This window comes from Specibacter cremeus (assembly GCF_003946885.1).
Taxonomy (GTDB): Bacteria; Actinomycetota; Actinomycetes; order Actinomycetales; family Micrococcaceae; genus Specibacter; species Specibacter cremeus.
In genome coordinates, this window is record NZ_RWKQ01000010.1 from 90,569 (window position 1) to 100,149 (window position 9,581).

At 68.1% G+C, this 9,581-nt stretch carries 11 protein-coding genes and 1 pseudogene; 4 read left to right on the plus strand and 8 right to left on the minus strand.

The window, feature by feature from the left end; genetic code table 11:
- The first annotated feature begins 288 nt into the window (after window positions 1–288).
- Window positions 289–2,469 (plus strand): S9 family peptidase, encoded by a 2,181-nt coding sequence (locus EJC77_RS05590; RefSeq protein ID WP_125610587.1) that lies wholly within the window; start codon window positions 289–291, stop codon window positions 2,467–2,469.
- 206 nt (window positions 2,470–2,675) lie between these two features.
- Here the strand turns inward: EJC77_RS05590 and EJC77_RS05595 are convergent, their stop codons facing one another.
- The 4 genes from EJC77_RS05595 to EJC77_RS05610 form a co-directional block, all read right to left on the minus strand.
- Window positions 2,676–2,864 carry a hypothetical protein gene (locus EJC77_RS05595; RefSeq protein WP_125610588.1) on the minus strand — a complete coding sequence of 63 codons (189 nt, stop codon included), beginning with the start codon at window positions 2,862–2,864 and terminating at the stop codon, window positions 2,676–2,678.
- A gap of 122 nt (window positions 2,865–2,986) precedes the next feature.
- Window positions 2,987–3,241, minus strand: coding sequence for a Txe/YoeB family addiction module toxin (locus tag EJC77_RS05600; protein ID WP_125610589.1), 255 nt, complete (start codon window positions 3,239–3,241; stop codon window positions 2,987–2,989).
- Window positions 3,238–3,483, minus strand: coding sequence for a type II toxin-antitoxin system Phd/YefM family antitoxin (locus tag EJC77_RS05605; RefSeq protein WP_125610590.1), 246 nt, complete (start codon window positions 3,481–3,483; stop codon window positions 3,238–3,240). The genes EJC77_RS05600 and EJC77_RS05605 overlap by 4 nt, the downstream gene beginning before the upstream one ends.
- A 95-nt stretch (window positions 3,484–3,578) precedes the next feature.
- Window positions 3,579–4,508, minus strand: coding sequence for an NAD-dependent epimerase/dehydratase family protein (locus EJC77_RS05610; protein ID WP_240629819.1), 930 nt, complete (start codon window positions 4,506–4,508; stop codon window positions 3,579–3,581).
- 163 nt (window positions 4,509–4,671) lie between these two features.
- Between EJC77_RS05610 and EJC77_RS20290 the strand changes: the two genes are divergently transcribed.
- On the plus strand, window positions 4,672–4,845 hold the full coding sequence (locus EJC77_RS20290) for a hypothetical protein (protein WP_164520323.1): 174 nt from the start codon (window positions 4,672–4,674) through the stop codon (window positions 4,843–4,845).
- 38 nt (window positions 4,846–4,883) lie between these two features.
- Window positions 4,884–5,639, plus strand: coding sequence for a M50 family metallopeptidase (locus EJC77_RS05615; RefSeq protein WP_125610604.1), 756 nt, complete (start codon window positions 4,884–4,886; stop codon window positions 5,637–5,639).
- 3 nt (window positions 5,640–5,642) lie between these two features.
- On the opposite strand, the gene EJC77_RS05620 is transcribed toward EJC77_RS05615, so the two are convergent.
- Complete coding sequence (locus EJC77_RS05620; protein ID WP_125610591.1) at window positions 5,643–6,104, minus strand: hypothetical protein; 462 nt, start codon at window positions 6,102–6,104, stop codon at window positions 5,643–5,645.
- Window positions 6,105–6,178: 74 nt separating this feature from the next.
- On the minus strand, window positions 6,179–6,763 hold the full coding sequence (locus tag EJC77_RS05625) for a GNAT family N-acetyltransferase (RefSeq protein WP_125610592.1): 585 nt from the start codon (window positions 6,761–6,763) through the stop codon (window positions 6,179–6,181).
- A 44-nt stretch (window positions 6,764–6,807) separates the two neighbouring features.
- On the opposite strand from EJC77_RS05625, the gene EJC77_RS05630 reads away from it, so the two are divergent.
- Window positions 6,808–7,581 (plus strand): DUF427 domain-containing protein, encoded by a 774-nt coding sequence (locus tag EJC77_RS05630; protein WP_125610593.1) that lies wholly within the window; start codon window positions 6,808–6,810, stop codon window positions 7,579–7,581.
- 113 nt (window positions 7,582–7,694) lie between these two features.
- Here EJC77_RS05630 and EJC77_RS21675 read toward each other — a convergent pair.
- Window positions 7,695–8,052: pseudogene (locus EJC77_RS21675) on the minus strand (ATP-binding cassette domain-containing protein); the annotation flags it as partial.
- Window positions 8,053–8,210: 158 nt separating this feature from the next.
- The gene (locus tag EJC77_RS05640) at window positions 8,211–9,239 is read right to left on the minus strand and encodes an AAA family ATPase (RefSeq protein ID WP_240629821.1); all 1,029 of its coding nucleotides are present in this window, start codon (window positions 9,237–9,239) and stop codon (window positions 8,211–8,213) included.
- Window positions 9,240–9,581: the final 342 nt, after the last annotated feature.

Sequence of the window (9,581 nt, forward strand, 5' to 3'; positions counted from 1 at the left end):
CCCCTTTGCTGGATTCGACCCTGCTGGATTCGACCCTGATCGATCGGGCCCCACGGCCAATTACCGACCGTTCGTTCTATAAATATTCCACGGTGTGTGACACCGGTCAACCGCAACGCGTCGCGGGGCGGGGACCAATCCAGGGCTCACCCGGCCGAAACAGCGCTCGTTTGAGGGCCCGCGGGCCCCGGAACACGCATTCCATCGGTGTGTAGGATTCAATGGCGGGCCGGATCCGACACCCCGGACGCGTCCACAACCGCCCACGGCATTCAATACAGTGGACCCATGACCTCCGCCGCACAGCCAGCCGTCCCCCAGCCGCCCGCCGCCAAGAAGATCCCCGTCAACCGCACCCAGCACGGTGACACGTTCACCGACGACTACGAGTGGCTGCGCGAGAAGGACAACCCGGCGGTGCTGGCCCACCTCAACGCGGAACAGGCCTACACGGACGCCGTCACCGCGGGCCAGGAACCGCTGCGCCAGGCCATCTTCAACGAGATCAAGAACCGCACGCAGGAGACCGACCTGTCGGTGCCGAACCGCAAGGACGGCTGGTGGTACTACTCGCGCATGGTGGAGGGCCGGGCCTACGGCATCCACTGCCGGGTGCCCGCCACGGGCGACGGGCTGGCCCACTGGAGCCCCCCGGTCATTGACCCCGGCGTTGATGTGCCCGGCGAGCAGGTCATCCTCGACGGCAACGCCGAGGCGGAGGGCCACCCGTTCTTCGCGTTGGGCGGCGCCGCCGTCACGCGTGACGGGAACCTGTACGCGTACGCCGTGGACAACGCCGGCGACGAGGTCTTCACCGTGCGGGTCAAGGACCTGCGCACCGGCGCGCTGCTCCCCGACGTCATCGAAAAGGCGTTCTACGGCCTGGCCTTCTCCCCCGACGGCGGCACCCTGTACTACATGGTCGCGGACGAGTCGTGGCGCCCGTTCCAGCTCAAGGCGCACGTGCTCGGCACCCCGGTGGACGACGACGCTCTCGTGCACCAGGAGGACGACGTCGCCATGTGGACGGGCTTCGAGCTGTCCGCCGACCGCCGCCACCTGGTCGTGGGCATCGGCTGCTCCGAGTACAGCGAGACCCGGCTGCTGGACTTCGCCCACCCTGATGCCGGACTTGTCACGCTGATCCCGCGCAGCGAACGCGTGCTCTACGACGCCGAACCGTTCCTGTTGGACGGCGCCGAGACGATCCTGCTCACGCACAACCGGGACGCCGTGAACTCGATGGTCTCCCTGGCGGACCCCGCCGAATTTGCCAAGCCATTGACCGAGCAGGCGTGGCGCACGGTCGTGGGGCACAGCGACGACGTGCGCATCAACGGCGCCACGGTCACCAAGACCCACCTGGTCGTCTCGCTGCGCAAGGACACCATCGAGCGCGTCCAGGTGACCCCGCTGGCAGGCTTGGGCACCGCGGACCAGGGCACCGCCGTCGGACCCGTCTTCGGCGAAGAACTGTACACGGCCTCCATGGGCGGCACCGACTACGAGGCGCCGCTGATCCGCCTGATCTACACGTCGTATTTCACGCCGCCGCGCGTCTACGACTACGCGCTGCCGGCAGAGGGTACCGCCGGCGAGCTGTTCCTGCGCAAGGAGACCCCCGTGCTCGGCGGCTACGACCCGTCCGGCTACGTGGCGACCCGCGAATGGGCGACGGCCGACGACGGCACACGGGTGCCGCTGTCGGTGCTGCACCGCGCGGGGCTGGCCCGGGACGGCTCGAACGCCGGGCTGGTGTACGGGTACGGGTCGTACGAGGTCAGCATGGACCCGGAGTTCGGCATCGCCCGGCTGTCGCTGCTGGACCGCGGCATCGTGTACGTGATCGCGCACGTGCGTGGCGGCGGCGAGCTGGGCCGGCGCTGGTACGACGACGGGAAGAAGCTGGCCAAGAAGAACACGTTCACGGACTTCGTCGCGGCCACGGACTGGCTGGCCGGCTCCGGCTGGGTGGACCCGGCCCGGATCGGCGCCCTGGGCGGGTCGGCCGGCGGGCTGCTGATGGGCGCCGTGGCGAACCTGGCGCCGCAGAAGTACGCGGCGATCCTGGCCCAGGTGCCGTTCGTGGACGCGCTGACCACCATTCTGGACCCGGAATTGCCGTTGTCGGCGCTGGAGTGGGAGGAATGGGGCAACCCGATCACGGACCCCGACGTGTACGCGTACATGAAGTCGTACTCGCCGTACGAGAACGTCCACGCGGCGCCGTACCCGAGGATCGCCGCCGTGACCAGCTTCAACGACACCCGGGTGCTGTATGTGGAACCGGCCAAGTGGGTGCAGGCATTGCGTGCTTCGTCGACGTCCGGGGCGCCGGTCGTGCTCAAGATCGAGATGGATGCGGGCCACGGCGGCGCGTCCGGCCGGTACGAGGGCTGGAAGACGCGGGCGTGGGACTACGCGTTCCTGGCCGATGCGCTCGGGGCGACGGAGGTGGTCGGTGATTGAGCCTGTCGAAATCCCGGTGGTCGAGCCCGTCGAGACCCCGGTGGTCGAGCCCGTCGAGACCCCGGTGGTCGAGCCCGTCGAGACCCCCGCTCTTCTGCGCAGCGTTTGACCCGTGGCGTTGCGCCACTTGTCGAGTGGCGCAACGCCGGCACCCAACGTTACGCAGAAATAAACTACCGGCGCCTGGGGCATTCGTTCAGTTCGTGTCAGCCTACGATCCCGGCCCGGTGCTGGACGATGCCCTCCACCGGATGGTCCGCATTGGCCGGTGTGCCCGACAAATAGGACGTCGGGTCGATGGCCGCCACGAGCGAGGCCTTCTCCTCCGGGCTCAACCCGGCGCCCAAGACTCGGTTTCCCAGCGCCAGCAAGCGCGGCCCACTCCAGGCGGCCACGTCCCCAGCGAAACCCACCCGGCAAGATAGATACCCCAGTACCGCATATTCCTCGTCCTTTACGGCCCAATACCGCGCTGGAAATGAACCTGTCCCCGGTATTCGTCGCGACAAGTCCCCGGCTAATAGTGGTGTCTCGCGGTGATGATGACCAATTGGTCGTCATCGACGGTGTAGATCAGCCGGTGTTCGTCGGTGATGCGCCGCGACCAATATCCGGCCAGCTGGTGCTTGAGCGGCTCCGGTTTCCCGATGCCCTCGAACGGCGTCCTGAGACAGTCGGCGATCAGGCTGTTGATGCGCCGGAGCATGGCCTTGTCCGTCTTGATCCAATACTGGTAGTCAGCCCAGCCGTTGGGGGTGAACGCCGTGATCATTCGGCCAGTTCATGGGTGGCAACGGTGCCGGCTCGGTGCTGGGCGATGCTCTCCAAGAGGTGTGCCGCATTGGCCGGCGTGCGCAACAGGTAGGCGGTCTCCTCCAACGCCTCATAGTCGGCCAGGGACATGAGGACGGCACTGCCCTTCTTGGAAATGATCTCCACCGGCGCGTGATCACTATTGACCTGTTCAATCAAGGGGAAAAGACGGGCACGCGCCTCCGATGCCGTGATGGCCATGACAAACCTCCTAGTGGTACCGAATATTGTACCACTAGTGTCTTGGCATGTCCGCTACCGCACCGCCTCCACCAACGCAGCCTCCTCCTCCGGGCTCAGCCCGGCGCCGAGCACCCGGTTGCCCAGTGGCGCCTCGGCGGCAATGATGTCGCGGAACGTGTCCAGCAGCGGCCGCCGGGCCAGGCCCAACGCCAGGGCCAGCGCGTCCGAGCGCTGCGCGAACCCGGCGTAGTCGTCACCCAACGGCAACACCAGCGGCAGCGAGCGCGGACCGCTCCAGGGCGCCACGCCGTCGTCGTCCATCCGCGCCGGCGGGTAGTCGACCACGCGCGGGGTCCGGCCCGACGCCGCCCGGCGACCGACAGCGCCTCGGCCAGCGGCACGGCGGCGCCGACCACGTTCACAGCACCCGACGCCCCGGCCCGCCCGGCGGCGAGGATGAACGCGGCCAGGTCGCGCACGTCGATCAGCTGCACATGCTGGTCGGCGACCGGGACGAGTACCGGCTCGCGTGGGTCGGCGAAGCGCAGCGGCCAGTACGTGGTCCGGCCTGACGGATCGCCGGGGCCGCCGATCAGGCCGGGGCGCACCACCAAGGCACCGCCGAACGCCTCACGCGTGAGACGCTCGCAGGCGGACTTCGCCTCGCCATAGTCCTCCGATCCGGCATTCGCCGGCAGCAGGGCCGTGTACTCGTCCCCTCCCGGGACCGAGTGGTCCGCGTACACGGAGCACGAGGACACGAACGTCCAGTGCGCGGCGGACACCGCCCCGAGCGCGCCGCGGGCGTGCGCGGGTCGACTGGTGAGCTCGACGACGAGGTCCCACGGGCCGGCAACGTCACCATAGGCGCCGGGTTCGTCGCGATCGACGACGACGGCACGGGCCCGTGGCGCGAACGCGCCGGATTCGCCGCGGGCCAGGCAGGTGACGGCGTGACCGGCGGCGAGGGCGTGGCCGGCAAGCGTTCGACCCAGCCAGCCGGTGCCACCGAGGATGAGGATGTTCGCGATGGGTCCAGCCAACGCCGTGGGCCCGGTCCCGTGCAATCACTTTCACGCAGGGCGCAGGGGCATGGCCGGCCTGCGTCGCCAGCCGTGGTGGCGCGCGGCCTCATTCCTTGCCCGATTCGATGGCAGCGGCTAACGTGGCTCTCTTGCCCTCGGGCAGGTCACGGAAGGAAGGTCCATGGCCCACTCATCCCACAAGCGGCAGAAGGGCTGCGCCATCTGCAGTCCACACAAGAACTCCCGGAACGGAGACGCCGCCCGCACCCCACTGCGGGTTCTGCGCCGGCTGGGCGTCACGCGCCGCTGGTCCCGTAATGATCCGAGCGACGCCCCGGGCAGCGAGGAGGAGTAGCGGCGCGTCACAGGCCCGTCGCGTAGGCTTCCCACGTGATGAATGTGGCGGGGCAACCCGAAGCGGCCGCCGCCGCGTGGTGGCACGCCCTGGTGGCGGGCTTCGCCCGGCAGGACGGCCTGCACGTCTCGACTCCGGTTCTGCTCGGCGTCCTCGCGGCCGTGGTGGTGCTGACCATCCCCCGGGCCACGTGGCGGTGGTTCGGCCTGTACGTGACCTTTGTCCACGAGCTCGGGCACGCGTTCGCCGCGCTGATGACCGGGCGGGTGGTGCACGGACTGCGGATCGCGTTGGATCATTCCGGCCAGTTGACCAGCAGCGGCCGGGGCGGACGAGGCGCGGTATGGTCTGGTTTCTGGGGCTACCCGGCGCCGGCCGTGGTTGGCGCCGCGCTGGTGTGGTCCGTCTCCGCCGGCTGGGCCGGCGCGGCGCTGTCGATCGGCGCACTGGTGCTGCTCGTCACGTTGGTCTTCCTGCGCAATCTGGCCGGGATTGCCGTGGCCCTGTGCAGTGCGGCGATCGCGCAGGCGCTGGTGGTGTTCGCCCCGCCGCCGGCCGTTGGCTACATCGTCCTGGCCCTGGGTGCCGCCCTGCTGGTGGGTTCCGTCCGCGACTGGTTCAAGGTGGCCGCCGTCCATGCCCGGCACCGGAACCGGCTCGCAACCTCGGACGCGTTCATCCTGGCCCGTTCCACCTCCATCCCGGCCGTGCTGTGGCTGGCGGCGTTCGCCGTGGTCATCGCAGTGGCCGTGGCTGGCTCCGCATACTGGTTGCTCGGCATGGCCACGGCCTGAGGGTCACTGCTGCAGCCGGTGCCAGACCTCGGGCGGGACGGCAGGCCGGCGGGTGTCGATCAGCCGCCAGCCCACGCCCAGCGGGGTGCGCCCGAGCGTGGTGGCCATCTCCTCCAGCTGGCACCCGGCCTGGAACATGGCGTCGAGGGCACCGTCGTCGCGCAGCGAGTACGTTTCCCCGAAGCGCGGGGCCGCGGCTGCGCAGTCGATCTCCCCGTCGAACTCGAAGAGCAGGCGCACCAGCCGGACGGCGACGTCCCGCCGGTCGAAGCCCAGCCGCTCCTCGATGTCGTCGATGTCCGCGCCGTTCGCGTACACGTCCAGCAGCACCACCTGCTCGGCCCGGGTCCAGGCGCGTTCGGGTTCCGGGTCCGGCCGGTACCGCGGCGGCGCGCCATCCGGTGTCTCGGCATCGTGGTCTTCGGGCACGGCGCCGAACCACGTCGTGCGCTTGAGGTTCTCCATGGCTTGCTCCTAATCACTCCTTCCCCCTGCTCGAATCATAGGAGCCGCCTCTGACACAGACGGTGATGCAGCGGTCACACCTCCGCCCGGGCGGCCTCCCGGATGATCGCGTACACGGCCTCGGACGTCCATTCGCCCTTGAGGTACATGTTGTCCGTCATGACGGCCTCCAGCTTCATGCCGAGCCGTTGGCAGATCGCGGCCGACGCGTCGTTGCGGGCGTCCAGCCGGGCCTCGATGCGGCGGAACCCCAACCCGCCGAAGGCCAGATCCAACACGGCGCGGGCCGCCTCCGTGGCCACGCCGCGGCCGCGAACCCCCGGGGCCACCGTCCAGCCGATTTCCCCCACCCGCTCCACGGGCTGCCCGTCGGCGGCCTCCCGGCCACCGACGCCCCACTTCAACGCGATCTCGCCAATGAACCCGGGGGCATGGCGCCACTCGACGGCGAAAGTGGCCCAGTCCCCCGGCCCGGCAAAGGGCGCGTCGACAAAACGGGCGATCCTGGCCATGCATTCCGTGTAGCTGCGGGCCTCGTTGAGCAGGAACCGGGCCGTGTCCGGCAGCTTCTGGTACGCGTAGTACGCGTCCAGGTCGTCGGCCGTGAAGCGCCGCAGCACGAGCCGTTCGGTCACCAGCGGGTATGGAATCTCGGGCATGCACGTAAGGGTACACCGGGGCGAAATCAGCCTACGCTTGCACCATGGCCACCAAGCTCTCCACCGTGTTGAACTCACACCTTCGCGAATTGCGCTTCGAACCGACCGCCAAAAGGATCAGGGCCCTGCTGGGTCCCGCCGTCGTCCTCGACTCGCGGCGCGCCGTCCTCGTCTGGGAACCGCGCCGCGTGCTTCTCAACTACGCCGTGCCGGTGGACGACGTCGTCGCAACCCTGGCGCCGTCGCCCGGTGAGCCGCCGCCACCGCCGGCGGGCTTCGTCCTGCACGCCGGAATCCCGTTCGCCGTGCACATGTCCCCCGGCACGTCACTGGATGTCGCCGCCGGGGACAACCAGGCAGCCGACGGGGCTTTCCGCCTTGACGACCCCGACCTGGCCGGCCACATCCTGTTCGATTTCGACGCCTTCGACTGGCTCGAGGAGGACGAACCGGTCATTGGCCACCCGCGCGACCCGTTCCACCGCGTCGACGTCAGGCAAGGCAGCGAGCATGTTCGCATCCACAAGGACGGGCTGCGCCTTGCCGAAAGCGTGTCGCCGAAGCTGGTCTTTGAAACAAGCCTGCAGACACGCATCTACCTGCCGCCGGACGACGTCGACTTCGACACGCTGGTTCGCACGGATTCCACCACGATCTGCCAGTACAAGGGCCGGGCCAGCTACTGGGCGCTGGCCTCGGACCCATCCGTCGACGTGGCGTGGAGCTACGAGACGCCATTCACGGACGCCGCCGATCTGGCCGGCTTCATTGCCTTCTACGACGATCTGGTGGACGTGGAAGTGGACGTGGACACGTAGTCCCCAACGGCACCCACCGGTCGCAAGCTCGCATCGAGGCCCTCGCCGTCGTGGGCCCAGCCACCGGCACCCACCCTGTCCTGGAACCGGCCCAGCGACCACTCGCGCAGCGGTCCCAGCTCGGGCAGGAACGCATCGTCGTGGCTGACGACGACGAACGCGCCCCGGTAGCCGGCCAGCGCCGTGACGAGCTGGGCCACCGAGTCCAAGTCCAGATTGTTCGTCGGCTCGTCCAGCAACAACAGCTGCGGAGCCGGGTCGGCGAGCAGGATGCGCGCCAACGCCAACCGGAACCGTTCGCCACCGGATGGCGCCCCCGCCGGCTTGTCCATGGTGGCGCCGCGGAAGTGGAAGCAGGCCAGCCGCTCCCGGACGTCCGCCGGCGGCACGGAAGGAGGCAGCTGAACGCACCGTATCCAGCACGGTCGCGTCATCGCTCAGCCCGGCGTCGAGCCGCTGGCGCAGGTAACCCGCCGGGACGGCCACAGCGGTCAGGCGAAGGCGGCGAGCAGGTCCTTCAACGTGTTTCCTCACGTCAGGGACAGATCGTTTCCAGTGTGGCACGGGGTGGGCCGAGGCCGTCAGCTCGGCAGGGTCGGAGCGATTCTGCACCCTTCCGCAAAGTCACGTCACTGTGCAGCGCGCATGTGCTGGCGAAGACCAGGGATAGCGAATGCGACTCGCCCGTACCCGGCCGGTTGGATCAAGCCCTCTTCGATCAGTCGGCGGCGATAGTTGCTTGCTGCACTCGGGGACATGCCAGTTCGTTCGGCCACGTCGCCTATTATCGAGGAACCTTCATCTTGGGCCATGGCGCAGAGGAAGTCCACGTCACGGCCAGACGCAGTCGACAGCGCCGCCTCGAGAACAACCCGCTCGTTGCGCCTCAGAGCGGCCGTGATGGCGTTGGTCGTCGCCGCTTGGTCAACAACACCCGAGGACTTCTCAGCTTCTCGCCATAAGAAGTACCCAACCAGCTGTATCAGGAACGGGTACCCATCAGTGGCCGCCGCCGCTTGAGTTAGGAGCGCGGACGAAACCTCGAACCCTCCTTGGGCAAAGAGTTCGGCAAACGACCTTTCGACTTCGCCGACGGCCACCGCATGCAAGTCGATCCGGTCCGCACGCCGCAAGAACGTGGCAACGCCCTCGTTGAGCAGATCCGAGACGGCGGCCGGCAAACCTGCAAAGAGCATTCCGATCGGCAGACTGTCCGTGATGAAGTGCTGGATGACGGCGGCCAGTTGCGAAATCTCCGCACGGTCGGCAGCATGAATCTCATCGACAGCGACCACAAGCCCGGTACCGTTGGACGCCAAGAGCCGAAGCAGTGCCTCTCCCGTTTCTCGCCAGCCGACCTGTTGCTCAGGCGGGAGCTGGGTGGTGATGCTGAACCCCGCCGCAGAAACACCCGTGATTCGCCGGCGCGCGGGCCCCTCCCCCAGTTCTTGCAGGTGACGCTGCATCTGGGCACCGATGCGGCCCATGAAACCTGCGGTCGCGGTTTCAGAGATGACCACCCACCCGTGCGACTCGGCGACGGCACCGGCCTCACCGAGCATCACCGTCTTGCCGATACCTCGTGCACCCGTGAAAATCGTCAATAGGCTAGGTGCGCCAGAGCCAAGGGTGAGTCCATAGTCGAACTCGTCGAGCACCCCTATACGACCGATGACTTGGGGCGGTGGCGCTCCCGCGGTTGCCCGAAAGGGATTCTGCACCCGACCTCCTGTGAACCTCTATGAAACCTATGAAACTTGTGAATCTTATGAAACTTGAGCGTACCTTGCCACCTGGGATCCTGTGGGTCTTACGGCCGTGGCCGGCCTCCAGGTTGTCGATGGCCGACGGCAGGCGCCGGGCGTTCTCTGGGCTGCCCAGCATGTAGGCGTTTCCTTCAGGGACCCGTAACTCCTGAGCTTGCTATTTAACCTCCTGCCGTTGCTTGCCGACGGGGTGGATGACTGCCTGGTGTCTGTTTTTGGAGCCGGGCGGGCGGC

Bases quoted from the DNA above. Each gene is read 5' to 3' on its own strand.
- EJC77_RS05590 (WP_125610587.1), top strand. From the start codon at position 289: ATGACCTCCGCCGCACAGCCAGCCGTCCCCCAGCCGCCCGCCGCCAAG.
- EJC77_RS05600 (WP_125610589.1), bottom strand. From the start codon at position 3,241: ATGATCACGGCGTTCACCCCCAACGGCTGGGCTGACTACCAGTATTGG.
- EJC77_RS05605 (WP_125610590.1), bottom strand. From the start codon at position 3,483: ATGGCCATCACGGCATCGGAGGCGCGTGCCCGTCTTTTCCCCTTGATT.
- EJC77_RS20290 (WP_164520323.1), top strand. From the start codon at position 4,672: ATGGCCCACTCATCCCACAAGCGGCAGAAGGGCTGCGCCATCTGCAGT.
- EJC77_RS05615 (WP_125610604.1), top strand. From the start codon at position 4,884: ATGAATGTGGCGGGGCAACCCGAAGCGGCCGCCGCCGCGTGGTGGCAC.
- EJC77_RS05620 (WP_125610591.1), bottom strand. From the start codon at position 6,104: ATGGAGAACCTCAAGCGCACGACGTGGTTCGGCGCCGTGCCCGAAGAC.
- EJC77_RS05625 (WP_125610592.1), bottom strand. From the start codon at position 6,763: ATGCCCGAGATTCCATACCCGCTGGTGACCGAACGGCTCGTGCTGCGG.
- EJC77_RS05630 (WP_125610593.1), top strand. From the start codon at position 6,808: ATGGCCACCAAGCTCTCCACCGTGTTGAACTCACACCTTCGCGAATTG.